The 18,146-nt window shown below is 61.9% G+C and carries 16 protein-coding genes; 6 read left to right on the plus strand and 10 right to left on the minus strand.

The annotated features are described in order from the left end of the window. Positions 1-2: 2 nt before the first annotated feature. Complete coding sequence (locus KEC16_RS03485; protein WP_211546232.1) at positions 3-1,286, minus strand: hypothetical protein; 1,284 nt, start codon at positions 1,284-1,286, stop codon at positions 3-5. Beyond that, positions 1,283-2,200: an ABC transporter ATP-binding protein gene (locus KEC16_RS03490; protein WP_211546233.1), complete on the minus strand. Its 918-nt coding sequence runs from the start codon at positions 2,198-2,200 to the stop codon at positions 1,283-1,285. Before KEC16_RS03490 ends, KEC16_RS03485 begins: the two co-directional genes overlap by 4 nt. Positions 2,201-2,426: 226 nt before the next feature. Here KEC16_RS03490 and gltX point away from each other — a divergent pair, with 226 nt between their 5' ends. From gltX to KEC16_RS03510, 4 genes are all read left to right on the plus strand, one after another. Beyond that, positions 2,427-3,839, plus strand: coding sequence for a glutamate--tRNA ligase (gene gltX / locus KEC16_RS03495; protein WP_211546234.1), 1,413 nt, complete (start codon positions 2,427-2,429; stop codon positions 3,837-3,839). A 78-nt stretch (positions 3,840-3,917) separates the two neighbouring features. Beyond that, complete coding sequence (gene gltA / locus KEC16_RS03500) at positions 3,918-5,216, plus strand: citrate synthase (RefSeq protein WP_211546235.1); 1,299 nt, start codon at positions 3,918-3,920, stop codon at positions 5,214-5,216. Positions 5,217-5,628: 412 nt separating this feature from the next. After that, positions 5,629-6,267: a peptidylprolyl isomerase gene (locus tag KEC16_RS20155; RefSeq protein WP_211546236.1), complete on the plus strand. Its 639-nt coding sequence runs from the start codon at positions 5,629-5,631 to the stop codon at positions 6,265-6,267. Between the two features lie 3 nt (positions 6,268-6,270). Continuing rightward, entirely contained in the window at positions 6,271-6,645 is a 375-nt protein-coding gene (locus KEC16_RS03510; protein WP_211546237.1) for a cereblon family protein, read from the plus strand. A 16-nt stretch (positions 6,646-6,661) separates the two neighbouring features. On the opposite strand, the gene KEC16_RS03515 is transcribed toward KEC16_RS03510, so the two are convergent. Both KEC16_RS03515 and KEC16_RS03520 read right to left on the minus strand, forming a co-directional pair. After that, positions 6,662-6,985, minus strand: a complete 324-nt coding sequence (locus KEC16_RS03515) for a (2Fe-2S) ferredoxin domain-containing protein (protein ID WP_211546238.1) — start codon at positions 6,983-6,985, stop codon at positions 6,662-6,664. 92 nt (positions 6,986-7,077) lie between these two features. Next, positions 7,078-7,479, minus strand: coding sequence for a DUF4170 domain-containing protein (locus KEC16_RS03520; protein WP_211546239.1), 402 nt, complete (start codon positions 7,477-7,479; stop codon positions 7,078-7,080). A 213-nt stretch (positions 7,480-7,692) separates the two neighbouring features. On the opposite strand from KEC16_RS03520, the gene KEC16_RS03525 reads away from it, so the two are divergent. Beyond that, entirely contained in the window at positions 7,693-7,983 is a 291-nt protein-coding gene (locus KEC16_RS03525) for a hypothetical protein (RefSeq protein ID WP_211546240.1), read from the plus strand. Positions 7,984-8,029: 46 nt separating this feature from the next. After that, positions 8,030-9,373, plus strand: a complete 1,344-nt coding sequence (gene trmFO, locus KEC16_RS03530; protein WP_211546241.1) for a methylenetetrahydrofolate--tRNA-(uracil(54)-C(5))-methyltransferase (FADH(2)-oxidizing) TrmFO — start codon at positions 8,030-8,032, stop codon at positions 9,371-9,373. On the opposite strand, the gene KEC16_RS03535 is transcribed toward trmFO, so the two are convergent. Genes KEC16_RS03535 through KEC16_RS03560 form a run of 6 tightly spaced genes read right to left on the minus strand, consistent with a single transcriptional unit; the run spans position 9,359 to position 18,146 of the window. Beyond that, the gene (locus KEC16_RS03535; protein WP_211546242.1) at positions 9,359-9,865 is read right to left on the minus strand and encodes a DUF2478 domain-containing protein; all 507 of its coding nucleotides are present in this window, start codon (positions 9,863-9,865) and stop codon (positions 9,359-9,361) included. The genes trmFO and KEC16_RS03535 overlap by 15 nt on opposite strands. Before the next feature lie 4 nt (positions 9,866-9,869). Then, entirely contained in the window at positions 9,870-11,465 is a 1,596-nt protein-coding gene (locus KEC16_RS03540) for a hybrid sensor histidine kinase/response regulator (RefSeq protein ID WP_346344020.1), read from the minus strand. Positions 11,466-11,489: 24 nt separating this feature from the next. Continuing rightward, positions 11,490-13,187 (minus strand): response regulator, encoded by a 1,698-nt coding sequence (locus tag KEC16_RS03545; RefSeq protein ID WP_249208676.1) that lies wholly within the window; start codon positions 13,185-13,187, stop codon positions 11,490-11,492. Continuing rightward, complete coding sequence (gene cheB / locus KEC16_RS03550; RefSeq protein WP_211546243.1) at positions 13,184-14,233, minus strand: chemotaxis-specific protein-glutamate methyltransferase CheB; 1,050 nt, start codon at positions 14,231-14,233, stop codon at positions 13,184-13,186. Before cheB ends, KEC16_RS03545 begins: the two co-directional genes overlap by 4 nt. Then, positions 14,230-16,527: a hybrid sensor histidine kinase/response regulator gene (locus KEC16_RS03555; RefSeq protein WP_211546244.1), complete on the minus strand. Its 2,298-nt coding sequence runs from the start codon at positions 16,525-16,527 to the stop codon at positions 14,230-14,232. The genes cheB and KEC16_RS03555 overlap by 4 nt, the downstream gene beginning before the upstream one ends. Continuing rightward, positions 16,527-18,146 (minus strand): methyl-accepting chemotaxis protein, encoded by a 1,620-nt coding sequence (locus KEC16_RS03560; protein ID WP_211546245.1) that lies wholly within the window; start codon positions 18,144-18,146, stop codon positions 16,527-16,529. The genes KEC16_RS03555 and KEC16_RS03560 overlap by 1 nt, the downstream gene beginning before the upstream one ends.

The following is an 18,146-nucleotide window of genomic DNA, read 5'->3' on the forward strand; positions in this document are numbered from 1 at the left end:
GGTCAGACTCCCTTGCGGCGGCCCCACGCCATGACGACCAAGGCCAAGGCCGCCACCGCCTGCGCCCATGGCCCGATCAAGGTCAGCGCCGACGCCCCCATGGTCGGGAAAATCCAGGCCTTCAGGTTGGAACCGCCGATACCGTCAAGAACCGTCGGCAACAAGCCATACAGCAGCACCGCCAGCACGCATAACAGCAAGGCGTTGCGCCGCCGCGCCAACAGCCGGACCGCCGCCACCAAGGCGATATCGCGCAAGAACAGGGCCAGCACCGCCGCCGCCAAGGTCCATTCCCGTCCCCCGGCCAAAACGGTGATGACGCCCAACAGCACCGCCAGCGCCGCCGCCGGCAGCCAAGACGGCAGCAAGTCCCAACGCCGCCCCCAATCTTGCGCCCGCAACAGCCGCTTGACGTCGGAAACATGCAGCGGCGAGGCCAAGACCGCCCCATAGGTCAGGACCGCCGCCACCAAGGCGGCCACCCCGGTCATCACCGGCAGCGGCGGGATCAGCTTCTGGGTGAACAAAAAGCCCAAGACAAAGGCGATCTCGTAGACGGTGAAGGCCAGATAAGGCCAGGGGGACGGCGCATGGCCCAATTGCAGACGGATCAACCAGGCCACCGCCAGCAGCAGCCAAGCCAGCATGACGATTTCGTGGCCCAAGGTGAAATTCGGCAAGGCGAATTCAGCGCCATACCACTGAGTAATGCCCCCCCAGTTTTTGGCCAGCGACGACAGCGCCGCCAACGGCCCCAATGACGGCACGGCGGCGACGATGCCCAGCATCTGCGCCAAGGTGGTCGATCCCCGGCGGCGACTGGCGTCAAAACGATGCAGCACCAGCACCACCAAAAGCGCGGTGGCCTGAGCGGCCAAGCCGCCGACCAGGGTGGAGGCCAAATCGACGAAATCAATTGTGCCGGGAACGACGATCAGGGCCAGCAGACAGCACAAAGCGCCATACCAGACGTAAGACGTGCCGCCGACCACCTTGCCCAAGGCCATGGCCCAAGGATTCGACGCCGAGAGCCGCTGCACGTCCCAAGTCCCCTGGGCCACTTCCTCGACGAAGCAATCAGCGGCCAGACGGCCGCCCCACAGCACCAGCAGGAAGAATAAGATGTACAAGACCCATTCGGCCAGATTGGCCACATTGCTCAAATGCAGGCCGGCCAACGCCACCGCCAACAACGCCGGCATCAGCACCAATCGGGTCGGGGTCAGTTCCAGCCACAGGCAGCGCTGGAATTCCGGGTTCAGGCGCAACAGCGCGGTATTGCTCATGCCCGGTCTCCCATATACAGCTTTTCCAGATGGCCGCCGGTCGGCGCCAACGACGTGACCAAAACCCCTTGATCCACGAGATGACGCAGCAGGTGATGACGGGCCAGCGGCTCGCCGACAAAGGCGAATTCGACGTCGCCGTCGATGATCTCGCATTCCGACACCTCGGCCATGCCGTGCAGACCGGCCAAAGCCTCGCGGGCATCGCCGACCAGCCCCAGACGCCACCGCGGCTTGGCCGCCGTCGTGCCGGACAGCACCGCCACTTGGGCGGAATGGCCATCCCGCAATGCCAGCATATGGGTGGAATAATCCTCGAGCTCGGCCAAGATGTGCGACGACACCACCAAAGTCATGCCGGCGGCGCCCAGGGTGCGGATCAGGCCGGACAATTCCCGTCGCGCCTCGGGGTCCAGACCCGATGCCGGTTCATCCATCAGCAGCAGGCGCGGCCGGTGGACCATGGAACGGGCGATGGCCAGACGCTGGCGCAAGCCGCGCGACAAGGTGCCGGCTTTTTGCTCCAGCCGATCGGACAGGCTGACCGCCTCGGCCGCCCACACCGCCGCCGATTCCATGTCGCCTTCGTTCATGCCCTGGATGGCGGCGGCATGCAGCAGGTTGCGACGGACCGACAATTGATCGTAGACACCGAAGAAATCTTGTTGAAAGCCCAGCTTGGCATGGGCCAGACGCGGTTGCTCCAGCACATCGACGCCGTCAATGCGAATCGAGCCGGCCAGCGGCCGCTCCAGACCCGCCAGACAGCGCAGCAACGTGGTCTTGCCGGCGCCGTTGGGGCCGACCAAGGCGGTGACAGAGCCGGCCGGCAGATCAAAACCAACCTCGTCCAAGGCCCGGCTCGAGCCATATTCGAAGATCAATCCGCGCACACTGACGAAATCCGCCGACATCAAGATATCCTTATAAAGCTCTGAGCGGGCAACCTTGGCCAGCATAAAGCGATTTTGTCAAACCATCCCTGCCCGCCCCCTTACCTAACCTTTTGCGCGGGCAAAAACCCATCCTATCGGGCAGGAAAAATACCCCTGGGTACGATGATCAGGCTGTCATGGGCGAAAGAATATGCTACAGAGTTCGCAAGCGCCAAATTTGTTGTCGGAGCCTCGCGCAATAATCATGCAGGTCGTTACCCGTTTCGCCCCCTCTCCCACCGGCTTTTTGCACATCGGCGGCGCCCGCACGGCGCTGTTCAACTGGCTTTTCGCCCGTCACCATGGGGGCCGCTTCCTGCTGCGGATCGAGGATACCGACCGGGCGCGCTCGACCCAGGCCGCTGTCGACGCCATCTTTGATGGGCTCAAATGGCTGGGCCTGGACGGTGACGGCGAAGCGGTGTTCCAATTCGCCCGCATGGACCGCCATGCCGAAGTGGCCCGCCAATTGGTGGCCGAGGGCAAGGCCTATTACTGCTATTGCACGCCCGAGGAACTGGACGCCATCCGCGCCGGGCAAAAGGCCGAGGGCAAGCCCACGCGCTATCCCGGCATCTGGCGCGACCGCGACCCGTCCGAAGCCCCGGTCGGCGTGCCCGGCGTGGTCCGCCTGCGGGCGCCGCAAGAGGGTGAAACCGTCATCGACGATCTGGTGCAAGGCGAGGTCAAGGTCGCCAATGCCCAACTGGACGACATGGTCTTGCTGCGCGGCGACGGCACCCCCACCTACATGCTTTCGGTGGTGGTGGACGATCATGACATGGGCATCACGCACGTCATCCGTGGCGACGATCATCTGACCAACGCCTTCCGCCAGTACCAATTGTACAAGGCCTGCGGCTGGGACGCGCCCCGTTTCGCCCATATCCCGCTGATCCACGGCCCCGATGGCGCCAAGCTGTCCAAGCGTCACGGCGCCCTGGGGGCCGAGGCTTACCGCGACATGGGCTTCTTGCCCGAGGCCATGCGCAATTACCTGCTGCGCCTGGGCTGGGGCCATGGCGACGACGAGATCATCACCACCGAACAGGCGGTGGAATGGTTCACGCTCGACAATGTCGGCCGTTCGCCGTCGCGGTTCGACATGACCAAATTGACCAACCTCAACGGCCATTACATGCGCAACGCCGATGATGCGCGACTGGTTGAATTGCTGGCGCCGTTGCTGGCGGCAAAATTGGGACACGCTGTCGATGCCGATGCCCAGGCCCGTTTGCTGGCCGGCATGGGCGGCATGAAGGAGCGGGCCAAGACCTTGGTCGAACTCACCGACCTGGCCGCCTTTTATGCCCGGCGCCGGCCGCTGGCCCTGGACGACAAGGCGGCCAAGGTGGCCGCCGATGCCGAGCAGATGGCGCTGCTGAGCGAATACGCCGCCACCATCGAGGCGGCGGAGTGGAAAAAGGACGTTCTGGAGGAAGCCGCCCGCGTTTTCGCGGAAGGCAAGGGCCAGAAACTAGGCAAGGTGGCGCAACCCCTGCGGGCGGCGCTGACCGGATCCTCGGTTTCCCCCCCCATCTTCGAGGTGATGGAGGTGTTGGGGCGAGCCGAGACTTTGGGCCGCATCGCTGATACCACGGCAAAGGGTCGGCCTTGAACGAAACGGCCGGCGGATTTCGCTCCACCGGCAAGGCACAACACTCGCACATTCGTGTGGATCACGGGGAAAGCTGACATGAGCAACAAAGAAAGCGTTACGCTTATCAACAACAGCACCGGTAAGCAGATCGAGATGCCCTTGCTGTCGGGCACCGTCGGCCCCAAGGTCATGGATATCCGCAAGCTGTACGGCGACATGGATATCTTCACCTATGACCCCGGCTACACCTCCACCGGTTCCTGTAAGTCGGCCATCACCTACATCGACGGCGATGCCGGCGTGCTGCTGCACCGCGGCTATCCCATCGACCAACTGGCCGAAAAGTGCGACTTTCTGGAAGTTGCCTATCTGATCCTCAAGGGTGAGTTGCCCAACGCGGCGGAAAAGGCCAAGTTCGAAAGCGACATCACCCGCCATTCCATGCTGAACGAGCAGATCTCGTTCTTCTTCCGCGGCTTCCGTCGCGATTCGCACCCGATGGCGGTGATGTGCGGCGTCGTCGGCGCCATGGCGGCGTTCTATCACGACTCGACCGACATCAACGACCCGCACCAGCGCATGGTCGCCAGCTATCGCCTGGTCGCCAAGATGCCGACCATCGTCGGCTGGGCGTACAAGTACAGCCAGGGTCAGCCGTTCATGTATCCGCAGAACAAGCTGAACTATGCGGAAAACTTCCTGCACCTGATGTTCGCCACGCCGTGCGAGGAATACACCGTCAGCCCGATCCTGGCGCGGGCCATGAACCGCATCTTGATCCTGCACGCCGATCACGAACAGAACGCCTCGACCTCGACCGTGCGTCTGGCCGGCTCGTCGGGCGCCAACCCGTTCGCCTGCATCGCCGCCGGTATCGCCTCGTTGTGGGGTCCCGCCCATGGCGGCGCCAACGAAGCCGTGCTGGAAATGCTGCATGAAATCGGCTCGGTCGATCGTATCCCCGAATTCATCGCCAAGGCCAAGGACAAGGACGATCCGTTCCGCCTGATGGGCTTTGGTCACCGCGTCTACAAGAACTACGACCCGCGCGCCAAGATCATGCAGCAGACCTGCCACGAGGTTCTGGAAGAACTGGGCGTCAAGGACGATCCGCTGCTGAAGCTGGCCATGGAACTGGAACGCATCGCGCTCGAAGACGAATACTTCGTCCAGCGCAAGCTGTTCCCCAACGTCGATTTCTATTCGGGCATCATCTTCCGCGCCATGGGCATCCCGACCCAGGTGTTCACCTGCCTGTTCGCTTTGGCCCGCACCGTCGGCTGGATCGCTCAGTGGAATGAAATGCTGACCGACAGCGACCAGAAGATCGGCCGGCCGCGTCAGCTTTATATCGGTTCCGACGTTCGCGATGTCCCGCCGATCGAAAAGCGCTGATCGGCGCGTACAGATCTTTGCCTCAGAAGGGCGGTGTCAGCCGACACCGCCCCGACGGCTTGCCAGTGCCGCCAACGACAATCGCGGCCCGCTGGGGCAGCGGCTGAAAAAAGCGGCATTCATCACTGTGCTGGGATTGATGGTTGGCGCCATCGCCTGGATGCAAGTGCATTGAACAAGAAACCCCGCCGCATGGGCGGGGTTTTTTATTTGTCCTGAGCCGCCTTGTTGGCCAAGGCCCGGCCGATCAACAGCTTGGCGATGATCAGCCCGGCGCCGAACACCAGACCCGAGGCGATGGCGATGGTTTCGATGCTCATGACGTTCTCCATGCTTTGCTGATACACAAGCTATAGCATCGAATGCCCGGCTACTGCTATGGTCCGGCCGTTTTCTGACACGGAGTATTTTAATGGCCTCGCAAATTCGCGCCTCGCATATCCTGCTCATGTACCAGGGCTCCATGCGGTCCACCGCCACCCGCTCCAAGGACGAGGCGTTGGCCATGATCAACGACCTTAAGGATCAGATCGCCAAGGGGGCCGATTTGGCCCAGTTGGCGGCCCAGAATTCCGATTGTCCGTCGGGTCGCGAAGGTGGCGATCTCGGCGTGTTCGGCCCCGGCATGATGGTCCCCGATTTCGACGCCGCCGCCTTTGCCCTGGAAGAAGGTCAGGTTTCCGACGTGGTCGAAACCCCGTTCGGCTTTCACCTGATCCAGCGCACGGTGCCGGAAGCGCAGGTTCGCGCCTCGCACATCTTGCTGATGTATGACGGCTCCATGCATTCCTCGGCCGAACGCAGCAAGGCCGAGGCCTTGGCCCAGATCAACGCCATCAAGGCCGATATCGCCGCCGGCGCCGATTTCGCCAAACAGGCCATCGATCATTCCGATTGTCCGTCCGGCCGCGAAGGCGGCGATCTGGGTGAATTCGGTCGCGGCCAGATGGTCGGTGAATTCGAAACCGCCGTCTTTGCCCTGGATGTCGGTCAGATTTCCGACGTGGTGGAAACGCCCTTTGGCTATCACCTGATCCAGCGCACGGCGTAAATCATGCCGTTGGATGCCGGGGGAAAAACCGACGCCGATGCGGCGTTGGCCCCCGGCGCCAAAATCTGGCGCTGCCGCCATTGCCGACGCATCATCACCCGCCGCGACTGGCTGCGCCCCATGGGCGGCGACCATGAGCACGTGGTGTTCAATCCGGCGGGGATGATTTTTCGGGTGTGGTGCTTCGACCAAGCGCAGGGCTTGCGCTTGGTCGGCCCCCCATCGGCGGAATTTTCCTGGTTCAGAGGCTATGCCTGGACCATCGCCCAATGCGGCCAATGCGGCAGCCATCTGGGTTGGCGCTATGACGACAGCGCCCAACCGGACACGTTCTTCGGTCTGATCAAGGATCGGTTGGCCGAGGGACCGGCGGATTAGCCCCTCGTCCCCCTGATCAATGACCGGGATTGACGCGCAGGCGTTCGACCACCTTGCCGTCCTTGAAATGCGATTGGACGATTTCGTCGTAATCGGCGGCTTCCACCGGCTGATACCACACGCCTTCGGGATAGACCACCATCAGCGGGCCATTGCCGCAAAAGCCCAGACAGCTGGCCTGGGCCAAGCTGACGCCCTTTTCCCACAGCATGCCCTTTTGGAAGCGCGCCATCATCTGGTCGAACATGGCCTGCCCGCCGCCCTTAGAGGTGCAGCAGCCGCGCGGATGACCGGCCGGACGGGAAGTGGTGCAAACGAATACGTGATATTTGTGGGACACGGGGCATCTCCTTGTTTGGAACTATCCTAAACAAGAAAATACCCCGTTTCTGGAAAGGTTTCCAGAGTCCTTACAAAATTTGTGGGATTTAATTATCCCTTGCGCGCCGGCAATTCGTCGGCGCTGCACAGATCAAAGCGCATCAGGGCGTTGTCCACCGACTTGCCGGTCAGTTCGCGCCACTTGTTCATGGCGGCCTGACGTTCGAACGGACCATGCACTTCCAACGACTTGTCGGCAGCGATGACGTCGAACCCGGTATCGGCATATTCGCCGCCAACCACGTACCACTGATCTTCCGCCTGCTCTTCGTCGGCACGGATGAAATAGCGGATCATGGCGTTATCCACGGTCTTACCGGTCAGCGCACGCCAGCAGACATGGGCTTCTTGTTCACCGAAGGGGCCGAAGCGCTCTTCCTTGTGACCGGAAGCGATGGTGGTGAACGCGGTGTCGGCGTATTCGCCGCCGACGACATAGAACTTTTTGGCCATGGGTGTGTTTTCCCCTACTCCATCGGGTGGTGGGCGGTGGATGCTTATACCCTAACCCGCGCCAGGAAGAAATATCCTTGCTCAAGCATTCGCGCAAGCGCATCAGGCAGCTTTTGCCCAGCGCAACAATATGACTTCCATTGTTTTTCAATGAATTAGCTTTGGCACGATACCTGCAAAACCCTAAACAACCTGAGTTTTCGGAGATTTGCCATGCAAGCGGTATCCGCCCAACCCTCACCGGCTCTGTTGCAACGCCTCGACCGGCCCGACAATCACGACACCCGCAAACAGGAAAACGCCAGCCAATCCGTCTTCGCCAGCTACGCATTCGGTCCCATGGATCTGAACAAGAACAACACCGATACCGACAAAAAGGACGGCGCCGGCATCAGTGGCGCCGGTCTGGGCAAGAATCCGCTATCGGCGGCATCCTTGTCGTTCGTCACCTCGGTTCAGGATGTCGGTTCCTCCTCGGACGGGGGCGGCCAGAAAGCATTCTGATTTTGTGGGCTGGACATAGGGCCGGCTTGGCCTTATCTCCACGACCATGAACACGAGCAAGACCATCCATGTCATCGGCGGCGGCTTGGCCGGCTGCGAAGCCGCCTGGCAGATCGCCAAGCGCGGCCTGTCCGTCACCCTGCACGAGATGCGGCCGCATCGCCCCACCCCGGCCCATCAGACCGATGGCCTGGCCGAGTTGGTGTGCTCGAACTCGCTGCGTTCCGATGACGCCGATTATAATGCCGTCGGCCTGCTGCACGAAGAAATGCGCCGTGCCGGCTCGCTGATCATGGATTGCGCCGACCGGAACAAGGTCCCGGCCGGGGGCGCCCTGGCGGTGGATCGTGACGGCTTTTCCGCCAGTGTCGAGCAAGCCCTGCTCGCCCAAGGCAACGTCACCATCATGCGAGAGGAAATCGCCGGCCTGCCGCCGGCCGCATGGGAACAGGTGGTCATCGCCACCGGCCCCTTGACCTCGGCACCGCTGGCCGAGGCCATCCGCGGCATCACCGGCGAGGATTCGCTGGCCTTTTTCGACGCCATCGCCCCGATCATCCACAAGGACAGCATCGATTTTTCCAAGGCATGGTTCCAATCGCGCTATGACAAGGGCGAGGGATCGGATTACATCAACTGCCCGCTGTCCAAGGACGAGTATTACGCCTTCATCGACGCCCTGCTGGCCGGCGAAAAGGTGCCGTTCCACGAATGGGAAAAGGATACGCCTTATTTCGAGGGCTGCCTGCCGGTGGAAGTGATGGCCGAACGCGGGCGCGAAACCCTGGCCTATGGGCCGGGCAAGCCGGTGGGCCTGACCAATCCCAACGGCCCCAAGCCCTATGCGGTGGTGCAGTTGCGCCAGGACAACAAGCTGGGCACCCTTTACAACATGGTCGGCTTTCAGACCAAGCTGCGCCATGGGGAACAAGCTCGTATCTTCCGTATGATCCCCGGCCTGGAAAACGCTGAATTCGCCCGTCTGGGCGGCTTGCACCGCAACACCTTCGTCAATGGCCCGCGGGTGCTCGACGCGACGTTACGGTTGAAGGCGCAGCCGCGCCTGCGCCTGGCCGGCCAAATCACCGGCTGCGAAGGCTATGTGGAAAGCAGCGCCATCGGTCTGTTGGCCGGTCTCGCCGCCGCCGCCGAAGCCTTGGCGACCGATTTCGTCGCCCCGCCGGCGACCACGGCGCTGGGCGCCATTCTGGCCCATGTCACCGGCGGCGCCCATGCCGACACCTATCAGCCGATGAACATCAATTTCGGCTTGTTTCCGCCGGCGCCTGAACGCGACGAGCGCGGCAAGAAGATCAAGGGCCGTGATCGCAAAAAGCTGTATAGCGATCGCGCCAGGGCCGATCTGGAGCCGTGGCTATCGCAGATTTGACCTTTGCCCGCGCCACCACGCGCGCAAAGCGGTGATGTCGGCGGGCAGCAAAAGACCGGCATCACCGGTAAAGCTTCGCCATGCCGCCACCTGTTCGCCATTGACGCAGGTCAGCACCGGCAAGCCCTCGGCCATCACCGCCAGCATTTCCGCCGCCAGACCTCCGCCTGCCGCTTCCAACTTGCCGAAACGATTGATCACCACCAATTCGGCCCTTTCCGCCAAGGCATCGCGCAAGACCACCGAAGCTTCGGCAAAACCGGCGGGATCAATGCGGCAAGCATCTGAATCCGGCCCCAGATCCTGGGTGATGGCGAATTCTTGCCCGGACTGGATATCGACCAGATGCATGTCCGGTTCCTGGCGCTGGATCAGGCCGCGCACGCGCACGCCTTGCCCCTGCACTTCACGGGCAAAGGCGATCAGCACATCCCCGGCGCCGCTATCGGCGAAAATAGCAGCGATGGGCAGGGCGCGGTCCGGCTCGGTCATGGCGCTAACCCGCCACCCGTTCCGGCGGGAAGGTCAGGATCACCGTGGTCCCCAGCCCCAGTTCGGACAACACCTCCAAGGTGCCGCCGTGCAATTCCATGAACTCGCGGGCCAGCGGCAAACCTAATCCCGTCCCTTCCTGCTTGGGGGCCAACAGGTTTTCCACCTGACCAAAGGGCTGCAAAACCTTGGGAATATCCTCGGCGGCGATGCCGCAGCCGGTATCGGTGATGGACAATTGCACGATGCCATCCGTCTGGCTGGCATCAATGGTGATCTGACCATGCGCATGGGTGAACTTGCTGGCGTTGGCGACCAGATTAAGCAACACCTGCTTGATCAACCGCTCGTCGCCCTTGAGACGCGGCAGATCATCGGGGCACGAGGTCAGCAGAACCTGTTGCTTGGCCGAAACGCTGGGGGTGGTCAGCCGCACCGCCGATTGGATCACATCGGGGATGAAGATCAGGCTTTCATGCAAGGTGACCTTGCCGGCCTCGACCCGAGCGACATCCAAGATATCGTTGATCACCCGCAGCAGATGATGCGCCGATTCACCGATATCGGCGATGAAGCTGCCCAGCTTGTCCCGCTCGGCCGCATTCATCTGGGTTTCGGTCAGTTCGGCGAAACCGATGATGGCGTTCAGCGGCGTGCGCAATTCGTGGCTCATATTGGCGAGAAAAGTGCTTTTCGCCCGGCTCGAGGCTTCGGCCACGTCACGGGCGGCGCGGGCTTGGTCCTCGGCCTGAGCCCGGCGGCTGATTTCCTGGCGCAGCCAAACAGTCCGCTCGTCCACCGCTTTTTGCAGATCGTCATGGGAACGACGCAGCAAATCCTCGGCTTGTTTGCGTTTGGTGATATCGCGGGCAATGCCGGCCAACCCAACCACTTGCCCGCCAACCCGGATCGGCACCTTGGTGATGGACAGCCAGGACGTCCCCCCCTGGTCATCGACCACCGGCTCGACCTTATCGACCAAGGGGACGGCGCGATCCAACAAATCGCGTTCCTGTTCCTCGGCCAAGGCGGCGGCGGCCGGCGGCACCAGGTCGCCCAGCATGTGCCCCACCGCCTCGAGCGGTGAATCCAGCCCCAGCAACGCCGCCTGGGCCGGATTGATACGGGTGAAATGCAGGGAAGAATCCTTGAAGAAGATGGCGTCGGGAACGTTATCCATCAAGGATTGCAACAATGTGCGTTCTTTTTCCAAGGTCCGCCCCAGCCGCCACCGGTCGGCGGCGGTGCGGACCACCACCTTCAGTTCCAGCGGATTCCACGGCTTGGACAGATAGGCGTGAATCTGGCCCAGATTGACCGCCTTGACCAGGGCATCCAGATCGGAATACCCGGTGACCAGAACGCGGGTCGCGTCGGAAATCTGGCGCACGCGTCCCAGCAATTCCGCCCCGGTCATCCCCGGCATACGCTGATCCGACAAGATCACCGCCATATCCTGCACTTCAAGAAGCTTCAGTGCGGCGGGGCCGTCACTGGCGGTCCAGACGGTGAATTCATCTTCCAAAAGATCGGTGATGGCAGTCAGAATTTGCGGTTCGTCATCGACGACCAGAATGTTGTCGCGGCCCGATTTACTCACCTGCGGCTTCCTTTTCGTTTACCGTCACGCGGTCAAGGTGCGGGGAATCAACACCTTGAATTCGGTGCCCTGATCCAATTGACTGTCCACTTCGATACGGCCCTGATGGGCCTGGACGATCTTGTAGGAGATGGCCAGGCCAAGCCCCGTCCCCTGCCCCACCGGCTTGGTGGTGAAAAATGGATCGAAAATGCGTTCCATGTTTTCCTTGGGAATGCCCATGCCGGTATCCTTGACGGCGATGGCGAACATGTCGCCCTCGATTCCTGTGCGTACCGTTATGATGCCCTTATCGTCGATGGCGTCAACCGCGTTGGCGACGATGTTCATCAACACTTGGTTAAGCTGGCCGCCATAACAGGCCAAGTCATTGATTTCGATGTATTCGCGGACCACATCGATGCGGTCGGTCATCTTGTGGCGCAAGAACAGCAACACCGATTCCATGGCTTCGCGCACGTCGATGGTATTGAACTCGCCTTCGTCCAGCCGCGAGAAGGTGCGCAGCTTGACCACTAATTCCCGCACCCGCTCCAACCCTTGCGCGGTGTCGGTCATGCGCGAGCGCGATTTGGTGATCTTGGCCGCCAGATCGGGGGACAAGGCATCGGCGTCGGCGACATTGGCCAGCCATCCCTCGACGGAAAAGACGTTGGACAAGGCAAATGACAGCGGGTTGTTGATTTCGTGAGCGATACCGGCGACCAGTTGACCCAACGACGCCATTTTTTCCGACTGGATCAGATGGACTTGGGTTTCGCGCAACATGCGGTTGGCTTCTTCCAGGTCGTGATTGGCCCGGGCCAAGCCTTCGGCCAAGGCGGCACGCGCCTCGGCCGCATCCTTTTCCGCCTTGGCCCGCAACGCTTCCATTTCGCGTAAACGAAATTCCTCGACGATGCGCTGGTTTTGTTCGGACAGAAACTTGCGCCGCAGCAGCGCCCGCAGACGGGCACGCAGCACGCTCATTTCGGTGGATTTGCCGATGAAATCGTCGGCCCCGGCTTCCAGCGCCCGAGTGACGTTTTCCTTGTTCTCGTAGGCCGACAGCATCAGCACCACCAGCGGCGCGTCGCTTTCGCGCTCGCGCCCGCCCAGCGCCTTGCAAAAGGCGACGCCGTCCATGCCGGGCATGACCATATCGACCATGACGCAATCGAAATCGCTGTCGGCCAGCGCTTGCAAGCCCTCAACGGCGCCGGCCACCTGGGTGACGTCACAGCCGTCTTCGCGCAATTCCTCGGCCAGGCTTTGCCGATAGGTCGGGCTGTCATCGACGATCAGCACGCGGGCGCGGCGAAACAACGAGCGGGCCACATCCAGCACCGTCGAATCGCGCATGGATTTGCGCAGCAGGTTATGCACCCGCAGCAAAAAAATATCGGTTTCCTCGGATTTCGAGACGAAATCATCGGCCCCCGATTCCAGGCCATGCAATTCGGTCGCCTGGGTTTCGTCGGCGGTCAGGATCAGAATGGGAATCGAGCGTGTGGTCAAATTCATGTGAATCTGCCGGCACAATTCGTCGCCCTGGATGCCGGGCAAATGGTAATCGACGATGATCAGGTCGGGCAGCACCCGGTTCATCTGCTCCAGCGCCTCTTCGCCGGAATAACAGCATTGCGTGGTGAATCCCTCGGTCTCCAAGACGTGCTGAAGCCGCAACGCCTGGGTCGCCGAATCCTCCACCACCAAGATCAGTTTATGGTTTTCCATGGTCATGGCCCGCATCCCCCCGCCAATGCGCGCAAGCGTTCGGAAATCCGGGTCAGCGGCAACACCTCGCTGACCGCCTTCAGCTTCACCGCCGCCGCGGGCATGCCATAAACGACACAGCTATCCTCGTCCTGGGCGATGGTGTAAGCGCCGGCCTTGTGCATGGCGGCCATGCCCTCGGCGCCGTCGCTGCCCATGCCGGTCAGGATCACCCCCAACCCCCGACGCCCGCAATCCTCGGCCAGCGACGACAGCAGCACCGACCCCGAGGGACGTTGGCTATTGACTGGTGGTAAATCGGACAAAGCCAGTGTGCCGCCAGTCAGACGAAGATGACGGTCGGCCGGAGGGACGAAAATCACCCCACGTTCAGGACATTCCCCGCCTTGGGCAATGCGGACAGTGAACGGCGTCACCCCGGACAGCCAGGAAACGAAGCCTTCCAGGAAGCTGGCGGTGATGTGTTGGACCAGCAAAATCGGCAGCGGAAAATCCTTGTCCAATCCGCTCAGCACTTGGGTCAACGCCTGTGGCCCCCCGGTCGAGGCCACCAATCCCAACACCGAATAGCCGGCGCCGCGCGGCGGCGGCGGCGGCAATTCGGTGGTGCCGAAGCGTAAACCACGGTCGATGCCCTGACGCACCACCCGCACCTGGCTCATGATCGCCAATTGGGTGCACAGATGCCGGGCCATGGATTCAAAGGCGGCGTTGGTCACCCCCACCGGCTTTTCCACCACCGACAAAGCCCCCGCTCGCAATGCGTTCATGGCGATGTTCAGTTCGTCGTCATCGACATTGGCGGCAACGACGACAATGGGGGTGGCGCGGCGCTGCATGATCTGAAGGGTGGCGTCCAACCCGTTCATACCGGGCAGGCGAATATCCAGGGAAATGACATCCGGGGCCAAGGCATCCAGCCGCAACAGCCCCTCTTCCGCCGATTCCACGGCGGCGACGACCTCGAACCGTTCGTCCAGACCGATGATATGCTTGAGCAATTCCCGCACCACCAGGGAATCTTCGATGATCAGTACGCGTATCTTGCTCATAGGATCTGCCCGATGGTTTCCAACAGTTCTTTTTGGTCGAACTTACGCTTCACCACATAGGCGTCAGCGCCCAGCGCCAGGCCGCGTTCGCGGTCCTCGCGCGCTTCCAGCGACGACACCAAAATCACCGGCACTGCTTTCAATGCCTGATCGGTCTTGATCGCCTGCAACAGGCCAAAACCATCCAGCCGCGGCATCTGGATATCAGAAATGACCAGATCGACCATTTCGGCGCGCAGCCGGTTCAATGCCTCTAACCCATCGACCGCCAGACGCACCACATAGCCGTGCGCTTCCAAGATGCTTTTTTCCAGCGTCCGCGTGGTCAGCGAATCATCGACCACCAAAATCACCGGCACCCGTTTTTCCGCCGGCTTTTCCACCGTGGTCAACACCCGGATCGAGCCCGATTTGCGGAAAGTCTCGACGATTTCGAACGGATTGAGCACCAAGGCGACAGCGCCGTCTTCCAGCAACATGCCCCCGGCGACCATGGTGCCCATGGCCGCCGGCACGCCGATATCCTTGACCAAGCCATCGCGGATGGACATGAAATCGTCCACCGCCACCGCCACCCGCCGGTCACCGTTCTTAAGCACCAGCAACGGCACCACGTTGCGGCTGACCTTGACCGATGTCTCGCCCAATCCCAGCAGATGCGCCAACGACAGCAACGGAATCTGGCGTCCGTCCAGACAGACCACCGACTTGCCTTCCACCGTGCCCACCGCCTCGGCGGCGATGCGGTGCAGGCGGTCGACGCCCTCGGTGGGAATGGCATAGACATGCCCCTGACAGCCGACCAGGAACAAACGCTGATTGGACACCGACAGCGGCACCGACATTCGAAAGCTGGCGCCATGCGGCGCCCGTGGCCGCACATCGACGGTGCCGTTCATCATGGTCACGGTTTCGCGCACCACCGACAGGCCCATGCCGCGCCCGGACAGATCATTGACGTCGCCGGCGGTGGAAAAGCCCGGATCGAAGATCAGATCGATCAGCGATTGTTCGCTCAACTCGGCGGCTTCCGCCTCGTTGAACATGCTCTGCGACACCGCCTTGGCGCGGATCCGCTGGAAGTCGAGGCCACGGCCATCATCCTCCACCCATACCGCCAACCGCCCATCACTGACGTCGAAGCGCAAGGCCACCAAGGCATCGGCGGGCTTGCCGCCCGCCAGCCGCTCCGCCGGCATCTCGACGCCATGAGCCAGGGAATTGCGCAGCAGATGCATGACCGGGTCCTTCAGACCTTGCAGCACCATGCGGTCGGCCTCGACGTCCAGGCCGGTGACGTGCACTTCCACCCGCTGACCGGCATCGCGGGCAATGTCGCGGACCATCTTGCGGAAACCGGCGAAGACGCTTTCCGCCGGAACCATGCGGGCGTCGCGCACTTCCCTTTGCAAATCAATGCCAAGTTGGCGCAAGGCCCAACCGTTGCGCTGCTGACGACGGCGCGAATCGCGGGCACGACGGCTGATGGCGCGGAACCGTTGCTCGATATCCTCGCCCAACCGTTCCAGGGCGGCGACACGATCATCGTCGCCATGATCGCGCGACAACGCCCCGGCCAATTTGCGGAAACGACACCAAACCCCTTCGGTTTCGGCCAATTGACGATCCAGACTAAGCAGGCTTTCGCTCACCGCCCGCTGGGTCATGGTTTCGGTCAGCAACTCGTCGGAAGTGCGTAACAGGTGGTCAAGGTGTACGGCCCGCACCCGTACCGATTCTTCGGCGGCGATGGCCGTGCGCACCGGCTCGGCTGGAATTTCGGCCATCGGCGCGGCGGCGGCGGCCACTGCCGCTTCCAGTTCCGGCGGCACGACAAAGAGCGGCGGCGCGGATGGTGAAGCTGAAGCCGGGGGCAGAGGAGAAGCCGCCGCCGGCTCCAGATGTCCGGTTTCAAGAAAGACTTCCAATTGAGTGACAGCCGGGGCGATGTCGGGGGGAATCAGTCCGCCGACAAAAGCACCGACCCAATCCTCGACCATATCGAGCGAACGGCCGATCAGCGACGCCACTGCCGGATCAATCTTGATATGGCCCGACCGCAGGCGGGCGAACAGGGTTTCCAGCCGGTGGGCGATCTGTTCCACCGGCGCCAGATCGACGGCGCGGGCGGCCCCCTTCAACGAATGGGCACGACGAAAGATTTCATCCAGCTGGCCAATGCCGCTGGCGCCATCGGCGCGCGCCAGCATGTCCGCCAGCAGCTTGCGGATGACTTCCAGGTGTTCTTGATACTCCACCTGGAAAGCGGCCAGCAATCTTTCGCGAATATCCATCAAAGCCGGTATTTCTCCAGCGTCTTGGCCAATTGCTGCCCCAATCCGGACAATTCCACCGACGACCGTTCCAACTGCGCCGTGGTTTGGGCGGTCTGTTGGCTGGCCTGACGGATTTCATGCAGCGCCTGGGTCACCTGTTCCAGACCGATCTGTTGTTGGTTGGTGGCGCCGACGATCTGTTGAAACGCATGCACGCTTTCTTGGATGTTGTCGGTCATCTGGCGAATCACCTGTTCGGACATATTGGTGCGTTCGCGGCCAACCTCGACCCGTTTCAGCGCCTCCTCGGTCAGCATGACCGAGGTATTGATGCCCTTTTGCGTCTGTTCCAAGATCCCGCGCACCTGCGAGGTGGCTTCCTTGGCCTGATCGGCCAGATTCTTGATTTCATTGGCCACCACCGAGAACCGGCGGCCGGATTCGCGGGCATCGGCGGCTTCGATGGCGGCGTTCAGCGCCACCAGATTGGATTGTTCGGCGATTTCGTTGACGGTGGCGATAATCTCGCCCACCGCCTGGGTCCGCTCGGACAAGGTGATGATGTTTTCCGCCACGGTTTCCGCCTGTTCGCGGATGGCTTCCATGCCCATGGTGGTTTCGTGCACCGCCTGCAAACCGGCATGTCCCGATTGCGCCACGGCGTCGGCGGTGCCGGCGACTTGGCGCGAACGTTCAGCCACCTGCTTGGATGACAGGTTGATCTGTTCCACCGTGGTGGTGATTTCTTGGACCGCCGCCGCCTGTTGCTTGGTGCCGGCCGCTTGCGACTGGGTCGATGACAGGATTTGCGACGCGGCGATGGTCAGGTTTTCGCACACCGAGCGCGATTGCAGGGCGATTTCGCGCAAGGACGACAACATGTCGTTAAAGGCTTCCTGCAACTGACCGATCTCATCGGCCGAGGTGATGCGTTGCGGATCAATGCGCAGATTGCCCTTGGCGATTTCCAGCGCCGCCTTGGCGCAGGCGGCCAAGGGATCGACGATCTCGCGGCCGATGATCCAGGAAATGGCCACCCCCCCCAATGCCGCCCCCAATCCCAGCATGATCAAGATAGCCACGGTGGCGTTGATATGGCTTTCCACTTGGCGGATCAGCTGTTTGACCGATTGGTCGGCGGCCTTGGTCACCTGGGACTGAAGCGCCAGGATTTCGCGCAGCTTTTCCGCCCGACGGCCATCATTGGCGGCCATCGCCAGATAGCGCCCGGCTTCGGTTTCCAACTGCCGCAACAGCGCGGCTTGCTCGCCCAGCTTGGCGCGGAACTCGCTGTCGGCGGCGCCGTCGATGGCCACCCGCATTCCCGATTCACCACCAACCAAAGCTTGGCCGCCGTTTTCCAGCACCTCCAGATTTTCACGCATCTGGCCCAAGGTGGTGACATGCTCGGCGCTCTGCCCTTGGCCGGCCAGAATGATTTCCTCGGTGTATTTCTGCATCAGCGTGCGCTGTCTGCCGGCAAGATCAGCCGTGAAGAACTTGTCTTTTTGCTGGTGCACGGCCGAAGCGGTATAGGCGATCAACCCGGCCAGAACCACGGTGAACATCACCGCCACGACGATGAACTTGCGGCGCAGCTTCATCCGTTTCCAGGGCGCGAAATCGGCGGTATCCAT

This window comes from Magnetospirillum sulfuroxidans (genome assembly GCF_018224925.1).
In the GTDB taxonomy this organism is placed as follows: domain Bacteria; phylum Pseudomonadota; class Alphaproteobacteria; order Rhodospirillales; family Magnetospirillaceae; genus Magnetospirillum; species Magnetospirillum sulfuroxidans.